Annotated in this window: 14 protein-coding genes; 5 read left to right on the top strand and 9 right to left on the bottom strand. The window is 73.3% G+C overall.

What is annotated here, in order from left to right; genetic code table 11:
- Positions 1–108: 108 nt before the first annotated feature.
- Positions 109–1,293 (top strand): serine hydrolase domain-containing protein, encoded by a 1,185-nt coding sequence (locus ACZ7GX_RS02870; RefSeq protein WP_498772154.1) that lies wholly within the window; start codon positions 109–111, stop codon positions 1,291–1,293.
- 46 nt (positions 1,294–1,339) lie between these two features.
- On the opposite strand, the gene ACZ7GX_RS02865 is transcribed toward ACZ7GX_RS02870, so the two are convergent.
- Complete coding sequence (locus tag ACZ7GX_RS02865) at positions 1,340–1,969, bottom strand: response regulator (protein WP_498772152.1); 630 nt, start codon at positions 1,967–1,969, stop codon at positions 1,340–1,342.
- A complete protein-coding gene (locus ACZ7GX_RS02860) occupies positions 1,966–3,006 on the bottom strand; it encodes a sensor histidine kinase (RefSeq protein ID WP_498772150.1) in 1,041 nt (346 codons plus the stop codon). Before ACZ7GX_RS02860 ends, ACZ7GX_RS02865 begins: the two co-directional genes overlap by 4 nt.
- Positions 3,007–3,110: 104 nt before the next feature.
- On the opposite strand from ACZ7GX_RS02860, the gene ACZ7GX_RS02855 reads away from it, so the two are divergent.
- The 3 genes from ACZ7GX_RS02855 to ACZ7GX_RS02845 all read left to right on the top strand — a co-directional run bounded on the left by ACZ7GX_RS02855 (position 3,111) and on the right by ACZ7GX_RS02845 (position 6,066).
- Positions 3,111–4,469 carry an alpha/beta fold hydrolase gene (locus ACZ7GX_RS02855; protein ID WP_498772148.1) on the top strand — a complete coding sequence of 453 codons (1,359 nt, stop codon included), beginning with the start codon at positions 3,111–3,113 and terminating at the stop codon, positions 4,467–4,469.
- Between the two features lie 43 nt (positions 4,470–4,512).
- Positions 4,513–4,881, top strand: a complete 369-nt coding sequence (locus ACZ7GX_RS02850) for an RNA-binding S4 domain-containing protein (protein WP_498772146.1) — start codon at positions 4,513–4,515, stop codon at positions 4,879–4,881.
- A 180-nt stretch (positions 4,882–5,061) separates the two neighbouring features.
- A complete protein-coding gene (locus tag ACZ7GX_RS02845; RefSeq protein ID WP_498772145.1) occupies positions 5,062–6,066 on the top strand; it encodes a hypothetical protein in 1,005 nt (334 codons plus the stop codon).
- Here ACZ7GX_RS02845 and ACZ7GX_RS02840 read toward each other — a convergent pair.
- The 6 genes from ACZ7GX_RS02840 to ACZ7GX_RS02815 form a co-directional block, all read right to left on the bottom strand.
- Positions 6,063–8,321, bottom strand: a complete 2,259-nt coding sequence (locus ACZ7GX_RS02840) for a PQQ-dependent sugar dehydrogenase (protein ID WP_498772143.1) — start codon at positions 8,319–8,321, stop codon at positions 6,063–6,065. The genes ACZ7GX_RS02845 and ACZ7GX_RS02840 overlap by 4 nt on opposite strands.
- 594 nt (positions 8,322–8,915) lie before the next feature.
- Entirely contained in the window at positions 8,916–9,650 is a 735-nt protein-coding gene (locus ACZ7GX_RS02835) for an ABC transporter ATP-binding protein (RefSeq protein WP_498772141.1), read from the bottom strand.
- The gene (locus ACZ7GX_RS02830) at positions 9,640–10,371 is read right to left on the bottom strand and encodes an ABC transporter ATP-binding protein (RefSeq protein WP_498772139.1); all 732 of its coding nucleotides are present in this window, start codon (positions 10,369–10,371) and stop codon (positions 9,640–9,642) included. The genes ACZ7GX_RS02835 and ACZ7GX_RS02830 overlap by 11 nt, the downstream gene beginning before the upstream one ends.
- The gene (locus tag ACZ7GX_RS02825; RefSeq protein WP_498772137.1) at positions 10,368–11,390 is read right to left on the bottom strand and encodes a branched-chain amino acid ABC transporter permease; all 1,023 of its coding nucleotides are present in this window, start codon (positions 11,388–11,390) and stop codon (positions 10,368–10,370) included. The genes ACZ7GX_RS02830 and ACZ7GX_RS02825 overlap by 4 nt, the downstream gene beginning before the upstream one ends.
- A complete protein-coding gene (locus tag ACZ7GX_RS02820) occupies positions 11,374–12,252 on the bottom strand; it encodes a branched-chain amino acid ABC transporter permease (protein WP_498772136.1) in 879 nt (292 codons plus the stop codon). The genes ACZ7GX_RS02825 and ACZ7GX_RS02820 overlap by 17 nt, the downstream gene beginning before the upstream one ends.
- Before the next feature lie 6 nt (positions 12,253–12,258).
- Positions 12,259–13,485: an amino acid ABC transporter substrate-binding protein gene (locus tag ACZ7GX_RS02815; RefSeq protein ID WP_498772134.1), complete on the bottom strand. Its 1,227-nt coding sequence runs from the start codon at positions 13,483–13,485 to the stop codon at positions 12,259–12,261.
- 576 nt (positions 13,486–14,061) lie between these two features.
- Here ACZ7GX_RS02815 and ACZ7GX_RS02810 point away from each other — a divergent pair.
- The gene (locus ACZ7GX_RS02810; RefSeq protein ID WP_498772132.1) at positions 14,062–15,351 is read left to right on the top strand and encodes an acyl-CoA dehydrogenase family protein; all 1,290 of its coding nucleotides are present in this window, start codon (positions 14,062–14,064) and stop codon (positions 15,349–15,351) included.
- 65 nt (positions 15,352–15,416) lie between these two features.
- On the opposite strand, the gene ACZ7GX_RS02805 is transcribed toward ACZ7GX_RS02810, so the two are convergent.
- Complete coding sequence (locus tag ACZ7GX_RS02805) at positions 15,417–16,346, bottom strand: EamA family transporter (RefSeq protein WP_498772130.1); 930 nt, start codon at positions 16,344–16,346, stop codon at positions 15,417–15,419.
- Positions 16,347–16,359 lie beyond the last annotated feature (13 nt).

Here is a 16,359-nt window from a genome sequence, read left to right as displayed (position 1 = left end):
GCCCGTCGCCACCCCGTGGGCGGATTCCCCACTACCCCCACGGGGGTAGGTCGAGATGCCGTCGTGGGGCGACGACGCCGACCGCCGCGAGCCCTAACGTTCGGTGACATGAAACGACTCTGCGCGACAGCGGTGGTCGGGGCGCTGGTCCTCGCCACCGCGGGCACGGCCCACGCCCGCACCGACAGCACCACCCTCCAGCGGCACGCCGACGCGTTGCTGGCGCAGGGCGCGCCCGGGGTGCTGGTCGAAGTGGACACTCCGCGCGGTGACGTGCGGGTGCGCAGCGGCCACGGCGACGTCGACCGGCGCACGCCCGTGCCGTGGCGGGCGAAGTTCCGCATCGGCAGCTACACCAAGCCGTTCGTGGCCGCGACCGTGCTGCAACTGGTCGGCGAGGGCCGGGTGTCCCTGGACGACACCGTCGAGCGGTGGCTGCCCGGTGTCGTCGCCGGCCACGGCAACGACGGCGCGAAGATCACCGTGCGGCACCTGTTGCAGCACACCAGCGGCCTGGCCGACTACGTCGGCCAACTGCCGGAGCTGTTCCTGGAGGACGAGTTCGAGGACGTCCGGTTCCGGACCTACCGGCCGGAGCAGCTCGTCGCGCTCGCCGTGCGGCAGCGGCCGGACTTCCAGCCCGGCGAGCGGTGGAAGTACTCCAACACCGGTTACGTCCTGGCCGGGATGATCATCGAGCGGGTCACCGGCAACACCTGGCAGCACGAGGTGCGCACCCGCCTCGTCGAGCCGCTCGGCCTGCGCGACACCCACCTGCCGGGCACGTCGCCGTTCCTGCCCCGGCCGCACGCCACGGCGTACGAGCGGTTCCCGGAGAAGGGCCTGGAAGCCGACCCTGAGGACCCGCGGTACGGCCGCGCCCTCGACGTGACCCACTACAACCCGTCCTGGGGCGGGGCGGCCGGCGACATGATCAGCACCACCGAGGACGGCAACGAGTTCCTCAAGGCGCTGGTCGGCGGCAAGGTGCTGCGGCCCGCGCAGCTCGCCGAGATGACGAGGACCGTGCGCGCGCCGGACCTGGACGAGGGGTGGGCGGGCGCCGCGTACGGGCTCGGTCTCATGTGGATCCCGAACGCGTGCGGCGGCTACTGGTCGCACGGCGGCGACATCCCCGGCTTCAAGACCCGCAACGGCGTGACGGCCGACGGCAGGCGCAGCGTGATGGTGTCGATCAACACCGACTCGATGGTGGCCGAGCCCGGCGCGCCCGAGCTGGACCAGGACGTCACCAAGGACCTCGTCGACCACGCGCTCTGCGGTCTCAAGTAGACCCGGGGCGGCGGTGGGGCGCCCGCGTGGTTGCCCCGCCGCTGCCTCACGTCCGCGAGGCGTCCCGGACCAGCAGGGCCGCCTGCACCCGGTTCTGACAGCCCAGCTTGGCCAGGATGCGGCTCACGTACGTCTTGATCGTGGCCTCGCTCATGTGCACGCGGCGGCCCACCTCGGCGTTCGACAGGCCCTCCGCCACCAGCGCGACGACGTCCGACTCGCGCGGCGTGAGCGCGGCGAGCCGGCGTGCGGCGTCCTCGTCGCGCCCGTCCACCGCGACCATCCCGAGCACGTGCCGCGTCACGGCGGGCGACAGGTAGGCCTCACCGGCGTGCACGGCCCGCACGGCGCGGATCAGCTCGTCCGGCGCGCAGTTCTTCAGCACGAACCCGTCGACCCCCTGCCGCAGCGCCAGCCGGACGTTGGCCTCGTCGCCGAACGCGGTCAGCACCACCACCCGCGGTCCGCGCAACGCGGCGGCCGCGGCCAGGCCGCCCATCACCGGCATGGCGAGGTCGAGGAGCGCCACGTCCACGCGGTGCCGGCGGGCGGCGTCCACGGCTTCGCGGCCGTCGGCTGCCACCGCGACCACGTCGAGGTCTCCCGCCGACTCCAGCACCGCCCGGATGCCCGCGGTGATCAGCGGTTCGTCGTCGGCGATCAGCACCTTGATCACGACACCGCCTCCACGCGGTCCGGCACGACGGGCAGCATCGCGGTCACCCGGAACCCGCCCGGCTCCTCGTGCACGCGCAGCAGGCCGCCGGCGGCCCGGACGCGGTCGGCCAGGGTCGCCAACCCCGTGCCCCGCGCGTCCCGGACGTGGCCGCGCGTCGGGTTGGCCACGGCGAGCAGCAGCGCGTCGGGCTGCCAGTCCAACGACACGACCACCGGCTCACCGGGCGCGTGCCGGGCGGCGTTGGTCAGCCCTTCCTGCACGACCCGGTAGGCGGCGTGGCCCGCGTCGCCGGTCGCGAGCGGTCGGGCGGCGCCCGAGCGCTCGACGGTCACCGCGACGCCCGCGCGGCGGAACTCCGCCACCACCTCGTCGACGCCCGCCAGCCCCGGCGAGTCGCGCAGGGTGGCCACGACGGCGTGCAGCTCGTCCACGGCGGTGCGGGCGGCGTGCGCGAGGTTGCGCGCCACCGGGCGCTGCTCGGCCGGGAGCGGGGCCACCTCCAGCGCCGCCGCCTGCACCGAGACCAGGCTGAGCCACCGGCCGAGCGAGTCGTGCATGTCCACCGCGATGCGCAGCCGTTCCCGCAACCGCTCCCGCTCGGCGTGCAGCCGCCGTTCCCGGCGCAGCCGCTCGGCCTGCCTGGTCAGGTGCACGCCGGCGACCAGCGGCAACGCCACCAGCAGCACGACGCGGGCCAGCGCGGGCCACGGCTCGGGCTCCAGCCGCTGCGTCGGCACCAGCAGCACGGCGGGGTAGGCGAACGCGGCGACGACGGTCAGGGTCAGGTCCCGGCGCGAGGCGACGTGCCGTCCGGCCTCGTGGCTCGTGCACGCCAGCAGGGCCAACCCACCGCCCGTGACCAGCGCCGACGTCACCGCGATCGGGAACGCCACCAGCGGTCGCCGGGCGGCGAGGAGCATCACCAGCGCGGTCAGCGCGGCGTGGGCGGCCAGGCCACCGGCCGACATCCCCTCCAGCCACCCCAACGCGGTGTCGGCCACCACCACTGCGAGCAGCAGCGCAGTCCTCGCCATGGCCGCCACCCTAGCCGGCCGCGACCCCCCGTCCACTTTCGTGGACACCGCCGACGACGATCGCGAACAGCGGCCGGCGGCCCGGTCTCCCTAGCGTCGGCGGCGTGATCAAACTCCTGCTACCGCTGCTGCTCCTCGTGCCGCCGCACGCCGACCGGCCGCCGGAGAACCTCGACTGGCAACCCTGTCCCGGCGACAGCGCGGTCGCCGCCGAGTGCGCCGACCTGCCCGTGCCCGTGACCTCGACCCGGACCGTCACGTTGAAGCTCGCCCGCCTGCCCGCCACCGGGGTCCGCAAGGGCACGGTCATGGTCAACTTCGGCGGGCCGCAGGGCGACCAGATCGCCATCATGCGGTCCAGGCCGGGGATCTTCGACCGGATCCGCGAGTCGATGGACGTGGTGACCTGGGACCCGCGCGGCTACCCCGGCCTGAGCGGTCCGGTCCTGAACTGCGACTGGCGACTGCTGCGCACGCCGCGCTTCCCCACCGACCCGGCCGCGTTCGACCGGCTCGTCGCCGACAACCGCGCGCGGGGCGACCGGTGCCGCGACACCGACCCCGACCTGTTCGACCACATGGACTCGGGCAGCGACGCCCGTGACGTGGAGGCCATCCGGGTCGCGCTCGGCGAGCGGCGGGTGAACTTCATCGGCACCTCGTACGGCGGCGTGATCGCGCAGGCCTACGCCCGGCGGTACCCGCACCGCGTGCGCACCGTGTACGTCGACGGCACCGGCAACCACAGCGCGCGTGACTGGGACCGCGAGCTCGACGCCATCGCCCGGGACAACGAGGCGTTCGCGAGGCGGTTCCTGGACTGGGCCGGGCCGGGGGTCGAGCAGCGGTGGCAGGCGCTGGTCGCCAAGGCCGACGCCGAGCCGGTCCCCGCCCTCACGGTCGGCGTCGCCTACGACGGCACGCAGTTGCAGGCGCTCGCGTTCGGCAAGCTGCGGGGCGGTCCCGACCGGTGGGCCGAGGTGTCCCGGGCCATCGCGGCGGCCGAGGCCGGTGACGCGTCCGGTTTCGCCCCGCCGCCGGGCCGTGACCCGTACCCCGGGCTGCCCGGCGGCGGGGTGAAGGAGTGCCTGGACTTCCCGCACTCCGACTTCCGGCAGGTCACGCGGACCGTCGAGCGGCTGCGGCGGATCGCGCCGAACACCGGCGCGTCGTTCCCCCTGGCCTGGCACCTGCCGCTGACGTGCACGGGCTGGCCGACGCCGACGGCCAACCCGCCCGCGCCGCTGCCGGCGGGGCTGCCGCCGTTCCTCGGCGCGGGCACCTGGATGGACCACGCGCCGACGAAGCGGGTCACGGACCAGGTCGCGGGCAGCCGCACGATCTTCCACGACGGGCCGGGTCACAACCTGTTCGCGGCGATGATGAACCCGTGCGTCGTCGAGCACGTGAGCGCCTACGTCACCGACCGCCGCCTGCCGCCCGCGAACGCGACCTGTCCCTGACCGCGCCCACCGACCGGGCCGCGGACAGGCCATGATGTACGGCGTGGAGTCCACCCGTGTGGACCGCTGGCTGTGGGCGGTCCGGCTGACCAAGACCCGATCCGACGCCGCGGCGGCGTGCAAGGGCGGGCACGTGCGCGTGAACGACCGGCCGGCCAAGCCCGCCACGGCGGTGTCACCCGGTGACGAGGTGCGTGCACGAGTGGGTGACACGACCCGGATCGTGGAGGTCGTCCGGGTGATCCAGAAACGCGTCGGCGCGGCCGACGCGGTCGGCTGCTTCATCGACCGGACCCCGCCGCCACCGCCGCCGACGGAAGCGCCCGCGCAGGTCGCCCGTCGTGACCGCGGCGCGGGCCGGCCGACCAAGCGCGAACGCCGGATCCTGGACAAGTTCCGCACCGGCCAGTGATGAGGCCACGGGTCCGCCACCGGGTGGCGGACCCGTGCGTCGGCCGGATGGCGTTCAGCGGGCCTGGACTGTTCGGGTGAATCAGGCGACATCCGTCTAACGGGCTACCCAGTCGAAGCGATCAAGGAAAGGACGGCGTGCTCGCGTGGGGCGGCCCGCACCGCCGCGGTGGGAGGTGCGGTGGACCGGAAGCGGCGGGACGAGCGGAACGCACGGGTGGGGCTGGCGCGGTGGCGGCTGCGGGAGGGCGACTCGGCGGTGATCGCGGGCCGGTTCCCGGAGGCCGCCGACCTGTACGCCGTCGCGGGCTACGAGCTGGCTGGCCTCGACCGCCGCGACCGCGAGGTCGCCGTGCTGCTGGCCCAGGCGCTGGCCGGGCACGGGCGGATGGACGTGGAGCTCGGCAACCCGCGGCGCGCGCTGGAGACGTTGGCCAACGCCCTCGACCTGGTCGAGCAGGCCGAGCCGAACGGCGTGCTGCACGCGAAGGTGCTCGCCTGCCGCGGGTGCGCCCTGCGTGACACGGGAGCGCTGGACGAGGCGGTCACGGCGTTCGCCGGGGCGTTGGCGATCCAGCGGAACGTGGACCGGACCGGCGAGACGGTGGTGTGCACGCTCGCCGAGCTGTCCCACGCGTTCCGGCTCCAGGGCAAGGGGCGTGCCGCCGAGCAGGCCGCCCGGGAAGCCGTCGCGCTGGCCGAGCGGATCGAGCCCGGCGGCCTCGCGGCGGCGGTCGCCCACCACACCCTGCGGCAGGCGTTGGACGACCTCGGGCGGGTGGACGAGGCCGAGGCGCACCTCACCCGCAGCATCGACCTCCTGCTGCGGCACGCGCCCGACGCGTCCGTGACCGCCGACGCCGTCGACCGGTGGTGCGAGGTCGTGCTGGCGCGGGAGGGCCCGCACGACGCGCTGCCCGGCATCGACCGGCACCTCGCCGTGATCGAGCCGCGGGCGACCGGCGCGCCCGTGGTCGGCGTGCTGCGGCTGTGGCGCGGCATCGGCCTGGCCTCGCTCGGTTCCGACGAGGCCGACACCGAGGCGTTGCGCGAGTTCGAGACCGCCGAGCGCGTCCTGTCCGGCCGGCCGGACCAGGCCGAGCGGGCCGCCCGCGCCGAGGCCAAGCGGACGGCCCTGCTGTCGTGGCACCAGCGCCCGGAGTCCGTCGAACGCCCGACGTTCTAGCGCCGCGTGAACCGGCGGTGCTGCGCGGCCACCACCTCCGCCGACGCGGCGACGTCCAGGAACATCAGCGAGTCCACCCGGCAGGTGCACGGGTTCCGCTCGGCGGTGTCCTGCGGGAAGCTGCCGCCCACCTTGATGCCCCTCGGGTCGGTGGCCGACGTGCCGGTGCCGTCGACCTGCCAGGGGTCGCCGGGCACGGTGTAGGAGCCGGGCAACGGGCGTCCGTCGCGGTAGAGCGCCATCCGGCCCGTGGTGAAGTCGAACGTGGCCGCCAGGTGCACCCAGCGGTTCGGCGGCAGCACCTGCTGCCAGTCCGCGTCGGCGGCGTAGGTCTGGGACGCGCCGCCGTCGGTCCGGCGGCCGAGGGCGACCAGCCGGAGCCTGCCGTCGACCTCGAACGCCTCGATCAGCGCGCGGACGGCGTGCCCTTCGGAGTCACCGCTGAGCAGGCCCGCGAGCCCGACCGCGCCGTGACCCGGGCTGGGGTTGGCGCCCGTCTGCTTGAACCAGCCCATGATGGTGATCCCCTCGACGCCGTTGAACGCCCGCAGCGACTCGGCGCCGTCCTCGTCCCACACGCCCGCTTTCCAGTCGTCGTTCGCGCCGGGTTGCGGTCGCAGCTCCAGGGCGTGGCCACCGCCGGGGAACGCGGCGTCGCGGGTGCGCATCCGATCGCCGCCGTTGACGAGCCGGAACAGGGTCCGCGACCGGCCGAGGTCGATCTCGCGGGCGTCGTCGACGGGGAACGGGTGCTCGAAGTCGTAGTGCGCCACCAGGTTGCGCGCCACGTCGGGCGTGACCTCGGACCTCGGGCCCTCGCGCGTGCCGACGACCCGCCAGATCCGGCCGTCCGCCTTGGCCAGCAGGTACAGCTCGCCGGCGGCGTCCGTGCCGAAGCGCAGGTCGACGCGTCCGTCGCCGACGAGGTCGGCCATCCGCCGCTCGGTGCCGTCGGTGTCGAACACCTTGAGCTCGTGCAGCGGCGCCGGTGGCTCGCCGCGCCTCATCCGCGCCACGTCGGTGGCGAAGACGCGGCCGTCGACCAGGTCGCCGAAGACGTACTTGCCCCGCAGGCCCGGCACGGCGCTGCCCCGGTAGACCTGGCCGCCGGAGATGGCGTGGCCGCTGTCGGTGGTGCACGGCCAGCCGGCGGGTCGGTCGTGGTCGTAGGCGGCCACCGGGTAGGCGTAGCCGTGGCCGGGGTCGTCGGCCGGGAGCGGGTAGACGTGGCACTGGTCCTCGTGGCGGTAGGCGAACGCGCCCTCCCGCCTGCTCCAGCCCAGGTTGTCGCCCGCGCGGACCTCGTACACGGCCTCGATCGAGTGCTGGCCGATGTGCCCGACGTACAGCGCGTGGTCGCCGCCGCGGTCCCACGTGAACCGGTGCGGGTCGCGCATGCCGTAGGCGAAGATCTCGCCGAGCGCGCCGGGGCGGCCGACGAACGGGTTGGCGGCCGGGATGCCGTACCGCCCGCCGGGGCCGTTCGTGCCGGCCGGGTCGATGCGCAGGATCTTGCCCGCCGGGTTGCCGAGGTCCTGGGGCACGTCGGAGGTCACGCCGATGCCGCCGTCGCCGACGGCCAGGTACAGCAGGCCGTGGTCGGGGTCGCCGGGGCGGGCGGTGGGGTTGAAGTCGATCTGCTGCACGGCGTGGACGTAGGTGGCGAAGCCGTAGCGGAAGAGCTCGCGGCGCGTGCCGGTGAAGACGTCGGCGGAGGGGTCGGTGGCCGTCCACTCCGACACCACGCTCTGGACGACCGCGTTGGGCTGGTTGGGATAGGTCGGCGTCTCGGTGTCGATCGCGCCCTCGCCCTCGGTGTGGACGGTGTAGAGCTTGCCGTTGCGGGCGAAGTCGGGGTGGAAGGCGACGAACCCGAACCCGCTGCCCATGCCGCGGCCGGAGAAGAAGTTCGGGAAGCGCGCGGCGAAGTCGAGGTAGACGTGCCGGGTGTCGCCGTCGAGCAGGTGCAGCGGCCCGTTGAGGTCGGGCACGTACCGCCGCCCCGACCCGTCCGGCACCTCACCGACGAAGTTGATCCGGTTGTGCCGGTTGAGGCGGGTGTCGGTGGTGGGCGGGGTCGGTGTCGAGGCGGGCAGCCGCGCCACCTCGTCGAGCACGAGCCCGAGCCGCGACCGGATGGGGTCCTGCGGGATCGGGTCGGCTATCGGGTCGTCCGGCGAGCCTCCCGCCGGCACCGCAACGGAGACCACCACGGCCACCGCGAGCACCACTGCCCACCACCTGCTCTTGCCCATCGCTGACCTCCCGACAGGGCCCGGAACTGTCGGACCCCTTGGATAGAATCGAATCCAGGGTTCCCCTGGGCGGCGACCCCTGCGAAGCACTGCGGTTGCCGGGTCAAGGGCGCGACCGTGGCGAAGCGCCGCGGTCGCCCGGCGGAGCCGATCCCGCCGACGGTGACGTGCGACGCGTCGAGCGGCACGAGGGTCGAAGGCGGAGGACGCGAGCCGGTCCTGACAGCAGTCATCGAGCTCGGCCGGCGGCTGCGGAGGAAAGGCTGTCACGTCGGCATTCCTTGGCCTCCTCGCGCCACTCGTGCGGCGCGGCGCCGAACTCCTCGCCCGGACCGCCGAGGCGGAGCTTCGCCTCCGGTTCGCGCGCACGGCGGCTGAACCGACGCGATCGGGTTGGCAGCGGAGGTCGCCGGCGCGCCCACTTCCGCCGCTCGCGCCACGTCCGCCTGCCCGCCGAGGGTGGAAGCGGCGGCCTCGTCCAAGCTGACGAGCGACTTGCTCCGGTCCGGGTCGGAAGCGGACCGGGTCGGCTCGCGGTCGGCGGGAGTGCGGCGGGTGCTCGTGGGGTGGTCGGGGCGGAGCGGGAGGGGGCGTTCACGGCTCGGTCCTCGCGCGGCCGAGGTAGAGGTCGCCCAGGCGGTGGTCGGCCAGCAGGGTGGGGGCGGGGCCCGCGAGGTGGACGCGGCCCAGGTCCAGGACGCAGCCCAGGTCGGCGATCTCCAGCGCACGCCTGGCGTTCTGCTCGACCAGCAGCACGGCCGTGCCCGCGTCACGCATCCGCACGATCTGCTCGAACACGGTCGCGGTGGACTTCGGGTCCAGGCCCATCGACGGCTCGTCCAGCAGCACGACCCGCGGCCGGACCATGAGCGAGCGGGCGAATTCCACCTGCTTCTGCTGACCACCCGACAACGCGCCCGCCAACGCGTCCCACCGCTCGCCGACCACCGGGAACAGCGACCGCACGAAGTCGACCCGCTCGGCCACCACCGCCTTGTCCCGCACGGTGTACGCGCCGAGCACGACGTTCTCCCCCACGGTCATCTCGCGGAACACGCTGTGCCCCTGCACGACGTGCGACAGGCCGTCCGCCAGCAACGACCGCGGCCCGCGCCCGGTGACGTCGCGACCGTCCAGCACGACCCGGCCGGCACGCGGCGCGAGCAGCCCGCTGGCCACCTTCAGCACGGTGGACTTGCCGGCGCCGTTCGGACCGACCAGGCACACCACGGACGCCGGCGGCACGCGCACCGTCAGCCCGCGCAGCACCAGCGCCGCCCGGCCGTAACCGGCCTCGACGTCCACGAGCTCGAGCAGGTCAGCCGCCAAGGTAGGCCGCCAGCACGAGAGGGTCGGCACGCACCACGTCCGGCGGCCCCGAGGCGATCGGCCTGCCCCGGTCGAACACGACCACGTGATCGGACAAGCTCATCACCACGTCCATGTTGTGCTCCACGATCAGGAACGTCCGGCCTTCGGCGTTGAGCGAGCGCACCAGCTCGCCGATCCGCTCGATCAACGCCGGGTTCACGCCGCCGGCGGGCTCGTCCAGCAGGATCGTCTCCGGCTCCGCCATCAGCACCCCCGCCAGCTCCAGCAGCTTCTGCTGCCCGTAGGACAGGTCACGCGCCTCGACGTCGGCCAGGTGCTCGATGCCGACCCGGGTCAACCACCCCATCGCGCGGTCCACATCGGACTTGCGGCGGGCCGGCGCCAGCGCGCGCAGCACGGAGCCGGGCCGCACCGCCGCCAGCAGGTTCTCCACGGCGGTCAGGCGCGGGAAGACCCGGCACAGCTGGAAGCTGCGGCCGATGCCCGCGTGCGCGATCTTGTGCGCGGGCCGTCCGGTGAGGTCGCGGCCGTGGTAGGTCACCGTGCCCGCGTCCGGCCTGACCATCCCGGTGACGCAGTTGAAGAACGTCGTCTTGCCCGAGCCGTTCGGCCCGATCAACGCGTTGACCCGGCCGTGCCGGAACCGCACCGAAGCACCGTCCACCGCCCGCACCCCGCCGTAGGACTTGGTCAGCCCCTCGACGCGCAGCCCCTTCACCGGCGCACCTCCTCGGCCAGCTCCTCCTGCGTGACCTCGCGGATCGACGCCTGCCCCGGCCGCAGCCGCGCCACCAGCCCGCGCAACGCCGGGATGATCCCGTCCGGCAGGAACAGCACCACCACCGCCAGCAGCACGCCCATCGCGACCAGGTGCAGCTGCGTGTCGCCGTACTGCGCCTTGAAGAACTCCGTCGCATAGCCGACGACGACCGCGCCGACCAACGGCCCGAACAGGCTCCGCACGCCGCCGAGCAGGCTCATCAGCACCATGTTCGAGCCGACCAGGATGGAGAACTGGAAGATCGGGTCGAGGAAGCCGAACCACAGCGCGTACAGGCCGCCGCCCAGCGCGGTGAAGAACGCCGACACCACGAACGCCGCCAGCTTGTACCGCACCGTCGGCACGCCGAGCGACCGCGCCTTGTCCTCGTCCTCGCGGATCGCCTTGAGCCCCATGCCGAAGCGCGACCGGTCGACCAGCCACCAGCACAGCAGCATCACCGCGAGCAGCACGGCGTGCAGGTGGAAGAACCGCTGGTGCTGCTCGGGCCGGAGCACCTCCGCGCCGAACGGCCGCGGCACGCGCAGCCCGTCCGAGCCGCCCGTCACCGACTCCCAGCTCTGGAACACCAGCAGCAGGACCAGCACCACCGCGATCGACACGATGACGAACGACGCGCCGCGCACCCTCAGCGCGGCGATGCCGATCGGCACCGCGAGCGCCGCCACGACCACCCCGCCGAGCAGGAAGGCGAGCCACGGGTCCACGTCCGCGCGCAGGACCAGCAGACCGGTGGCGTAACCGCCGAGGCCGGAGTACGCGGCGTGGCCCAGCGAGATGTAGCCGGTGAACCCGCCGACGAAGTTCCACGCCGTGGCGAGCACCGCGTAGCTGATGATCACCACGCCGACCGAGAGCACGAACGGGTCCGACGCCAGGCTCGGGAACGCCACCAGGAACGCCGCGAGCACCACCAGCCCGACGGCCTTCAGCACCACCTCAGAACCGCTGCGCAAGGCGGCCTCCAAAGAACCCCTGAGGGCGCAGGATCAGCGTCACGAACAGGGCGGCGTAGAAGAACGTCTGCGCCCACGTCGTGCCCAGCGGCAGTTGCAGCAGGTTCTGCCCGACGCCCAGCAGCAGCGCCGCGACGGCCGCCCCGCCGACGCTGCCGAGCCCGCCGACCACGATGATCGCCATCAGCGGCCCGATCCAGTGCCAGTGCAGCGACGGGTAGATCGTGGCGTCCAGCGCCAGCGCGGTCCCGCCGACGGCGGCCGTGGCCAGGCCCAGCCCGAAGCCGTACCCGGCCACCCGGTCGGTGTCCACGCCGAGCAGGCGCGCCGCCTCGCGGTGCTGCATCGTGGCCCGCAACGCCTGGCCGAACCGGGTGACCTTGAGCAGCACGTGCAGGCCGGCCAACGTCACCACCGCCAGCCCGAACGCGATCAGCTTCACCACCGCCACGCTCGCGCCGAACAGCTCCAGCCGGGCGCCCGAGTAGGACAGCGGCACCCGCCGGTGCGTGCCGCTGAACACCAGCCCCAGCGCGCCCTCCACCACCAACGCCACCGCGAACGTGAGCAGCACCGACATCATCGTCAGCGTGGCCGGCCGCAGCCGGGCCACCAGCAGCCGCTGCACCGCCACGCCGACCACGAAGAACAACGGCACCGTGGCCACCAGCGACAGCATCGGGTCGAGCCCCGTGCCCACGGTGAACGCCCACGCCAGGTACGCCGCCAGCACCAGGAACGCGGAGTGCGCGATCATCACCACGCGCATCACGCCGAAGTAGAGCGTCAGGCCGGCGGCCAGCAGGGCGTAGAGCCCGCCCATCAGCACGCCGAGCACGAGGCTCTGGAAGACGAGGGACACCCGGCCTCACCACGCGGGCTTCGGGTAGACCAGCTCGGCTTCCCGGGCCTCGGCGGGCAGCACGATGCGGATCTCGCCGCCCACGTACTGCTGGATCAGGTGTGCGCCTTGGGGCCGACCGGCCGAGTCCCACCGCAGCGGACCGACGACGGTGCGCACCTCGTTGCCGTGCAGCCAGTCGATCATCTTGCGCTGGCACGACTCGGACGGGTCGGCGCAGCCGGCGGCCGTGACGGCGGCGGCGACGACCTGGCCCGTGGTCCAGGCGTTGGCCTCGTCCTCGGTGGGCGCGGCGCCGTGCTCGCGGGTGTAGAAGTCCACGAACTCCTTGTTGGACGGGTAGTCCGCCTCGGGCGTGTAGCCGGTCGGCGAGAGGATGCCCTCGGTCTGCGCGCCGATCGCTCTCGGGAACTCGGGGTTGGTGGGCGCGGTGGAGAACGCGGCCAGCTTCGGCTGGTAGTCCAGCTGCCGCAGGGCGACGATCAGGTTCACCGCGTCCTGGTACTGCGTGCCGCCGACCACGACGTCCGCGCGCGAGTCGGCGATCTTGGCCGCGATCGAGCCGAAGTCGGTGGTGTTGGGCGGGTACACCTCGTCCACCACGGTCCGGATGCCCGCCGCGGCGAGCTTCTCCTTCAGCCCGTTGGCCGTGCCCTGGGCGAACGGGTCGTCCATCGCCGCGTACGCCGCCGTCCTCGGCCGGGTGGCCTCGGGCATCGCGATGATCGCCTCGGCCAGGTGGTCGTAGTGGTCCTGCGCGACGGCGGGCGCGGCGTAGAACAGGTTGTCGAAGCCCTGCTCGAAGACCTCGCGCGCGGCGCCGGCCGGTTCGACGAACAGGAAGCCGTAGTCGCGGGCCACCTGCGCGGCCGGGATGACCAGGCGGGTGGAGAACGGGCCGAAGACGAGGTCGACGCCGTCGGAGTTGATCAGCTTCTCGTAGTCGGCGGCCACGCGGTCGGCGTTGGACTGGTCGTCCAGGACGATCAGCTCGACCTGGCGGCCGAGGAGCCCGCCGTTGGCGTTGACGTGCTCGGCCCACGCCTCGTAGCCGCGCTGCACGCCCTTGCCCGGCTCGGAGAAGTCGCCGGTGAGCGGCAAGGAGACGCCGACGCGGATCGGCCCCTGGGCGCCCGCTCCGCCGTCGGCCGGTCGGCCGCCGAAGCACCCGGAGACCAGCAGCGCCACGGCCGCGCCGAGGGCGGCGATCCGGAGCCCGTGAGCGATGTCCATCGTCCACCCGTCGTCGAGGGATGAGGTAAGCGCTTTCCGAGCATAGGAAGGCCGCAGTGATGTGACAAGGACCCGAAATAATTCCACGCGACCCATAATCGTTCCGCATTGTCGAACCGCACTTCCCCCAGGTCCACGTGAGTGACCCTCATGATGTGTCCGAATGTCGTAATACTTCCGGACCACCAATCGAAACGTGCCCACAAAGGCAGCGGGGACATACGCCGTTACCCACCGTCACCGCTTTTGCCCATCGCGCACCGCGATCCGCGCCTGGCCCGGATCCGCGATTTCCGCAGCCTCGGGGCCGTTCATGGTCAAGGTTGTGACCAGGAGTGATGCAAAGGTAACACTGTCTCGATCACCGGCCGTGGCGATCGGGACCCATGCCTCACACGCGCATTTCACACGACCGCCGACACGCAGCGGCGGAAGCCCGAAGCGACCTGGTACAACGGTATTGCCGACCCACTCCACCGAGTGTGTGATGGGCGCGAAATCGTGGCAGGCCGCACAACGCACCGGGAATCCGTGCTGCCGGAAAAACCGGCGAAATACAAACATGGGGGAACACCAGTGAGCTTCGCCGCCCGGACGACCAGCTACTTCACCACCCCGCAGCACGAGCGGCTGCGCGCCGAGGTGCGCGCGTTCGCCGAGGCGGAGGTCGCGCCGGCGGTGGCCGGCATGGAGGAGTCCAGAGCCGTCCACGTCGAGTTGTCCCGGCTGATCGCGCGGCAGGGCTGGCTCGGCGTCACCGTCGAACCGAGGTACGGCGGCATGGGTCTGGGTCACCTGGCCAAGACCATCATCATCGAGGAGCTCTCCCGCGTCAGCGGCGCGATGGGCGCCATGGTGCAGGCGTCGCAGCTGGGTGTCGCGAAGATCGTGCACTTCGGCGACGAGGAGCAGAAGCGGCACTGGCTGCCGCGGGTGAGCGACGGCCGGTGCCTGCCGACCATCGCGGTGACCGAGCCGGAGGCGGGCGGGCACGTGCTCGGCATGGCCGCCACCGCCGAGCGCGTGGGCGACGAGTACGTCCTCAACGGGCGCAAGGTGTTCGTCGGCAACAGCCACGTCGGCGACCTGCACGGCGTGGTGGTCCGCACCGGGCCCGGCTCGCGCGGCCTGTCCGCGTTCCTGGTGGAGGCGACCGCGCCGGGCTTCTCGCTGGCGCCGCACCAGCCCGCCCTCGGCCTGCACGGCTTCAGCTTCGGCGAGCTGGTCTTCGACGACTGCCGCGTGCCGGCGGGGAACCTGCTGGGCGCCGAGGGTGACGGCCTCGCCGTGGCCTACTCCTCCAGCGTCCTGTACGGGCGGCCCAACCTGACCGCCGTGTCGCTCGGCATCCACCGCGCGATCGTGGAGCAGACGGTCGAGTTCGCGAGCAGCCACCGGCGCTACGGCGAGGCGCTGTCCGAGCTGCCCACCGTGAAGCAGAAGCTGGGCCAGATGCAGTCCCAGCTGATGACCGCGCGGCTGGCCGCGTACTACGCCGCGCACCTGCTCGACCAGGGCGCCCCGTGCGACGCGGACCTGATCAGCGCCAAGCTGCTCAACGTCGAGTCCTCTTTGGACTCCGCGCGCACGGCGATGGAGGTGCACGCGGCGTACGGGCTCGACCCCGGCCGCACCGTCGAACGCCTGCTGCGCGACGCCAACCACATCTACTCCCCCGCCGGCACGTCGGACATCCAGCGGCTGCGGCTGGCCGAGGTGGCCCTGGGCACCTACCGGGACCAGTGGTCCGCCCGGCTGTCCGACAAGCTGCGCGCGAGCAGCGCGGGGCTGGAGCGGATGACGCTCGTGGCGGGCGAGCCGGTGAACCTCCCGATCGGTCAACCCGCGGTCGCGACGTCGCACTAGCGCCGGGGTCGCACTGGCGCCGGGGGGCCTCCGGGACGTTCCGCCCGTCCCGGAGGAGCCCGGCACTAGCGCGGCTCGCCCAGCTTGACGGCCACCACGCCGCCGAGGATCAGCGCGCCGCCGGCCAGCTGGACCGGGCCCGGCGCCTCGCCGAGCAGCAGCCACGCGAAGAGCAACGCCATCACGACCTCGGTCAACGCCACGAACGACGCCAGCCGCGAGCCGAGCCGCCTGGTCGCGGCGATGCCGGCGACGTACGCGAGGGCCGCCGTCACCACGCCGAGCGCGAGCACCGGCAGCCACCACGCCACGGTGAACCCGTCGAACGCGACCGGCGCGGCCGACACCGCGAACGGCACGACCCCGACCGCGCCCGCCAGCAGCAGCACCACACCGCCCAGCAGCAACCCGCCCGCGGCCAGCACGGTCCCAGGCAGCCCTTCCGCGTCACGCGCGTTGAGCACGAAGTACACCGCCGCGCCCACCATCGCGGCCAACGCCCACAGCACGCCGACGACGCTGACGTGCGCGCCGGACACGACGTCGAGCACCAGCAACAGCCCGAGCAGGCCAAGCACGCCGCCGAGCACCGTCAGCCGGGTCGGCCGCTGACCGTGCCGCAGCCACAACCAGCCGACCACGGCCACCGGCGCGGTGTACTCGACCAGCAGTGCGACACCGACCTCCATGTGCGCGACGGCGTTGAAGAACGCCAGTTGGCAGCCCGCCACCGCGACCAGCCCGTACGCCGTGATCAACGGGGCGATGCGCCGCAGCAGGCGCCACCGGCCGCGCAGCTGCACGACCGCGATCGGCGCGAGCACCGCCGCGGCCAGCAGGACGCGCACCGCGACGGCGGCGGCGGAGGACCAGCCCGCGTCCATCAACCCGCGCGCCAGCGGCCCGGACAACCCGAAGGACGACGCGGACAGCAGCGCGAACCCCAACCCGGCCCGCAGGCCGCCCACCTGCACGTCATGTGTCATCGTCGCCATGACCCATGACGCT

The sequence above is a fragment of the Actinosynnema sp. NPDC037264 genome, from assembly GCF_055603705.1.
Note: the sequence above shows the minus strand (reverse complement) of the source record. Positions and strands in the feature narration are given on the sequence as shown.

Bases quoted from the DNA above. Each gene is read 5' to 3' on its own strand.
- ACZ7GX_RS02870 (WP_498772154.1), top strand. From the start codon at position 109: ATGAAACGACTCTGCGCGACAGCGGTGGTCGGGGCGCTGGTCCTCGCC.
- ACZ7GX_RS02860 (WP_498772150.1), bottom strand. From the start codon at position 3,006: ATGGCGAGGACTGCGCTGCTGCTCGCAGTGGTGGTGGCCGACACCGCG.
- ACZ7GX_RS02840 (WP_498772143.1), bottom strand. From the start codon at position 8,321: ATGGGCAAGAGCAGGTGGTGGGCAGTGGTGCTCGCGGTGGCCGTGGTG.
- ACZ7GX_RS02815 (WP_498772134.1), bottom strand. From the start codon at position 13,485: ATGGACATCGCTCACGGGCTCCGGATCGCCGCCCTCGGCGCGGCCGTG.
- ACZ7GX_RS02805 (WP_498772130.1), bottom strand. From the start codon at position 16,346: ATGGCGACGATGACACATGACGTGCAGGTGGGCGGCCTGCGGGCCGGG.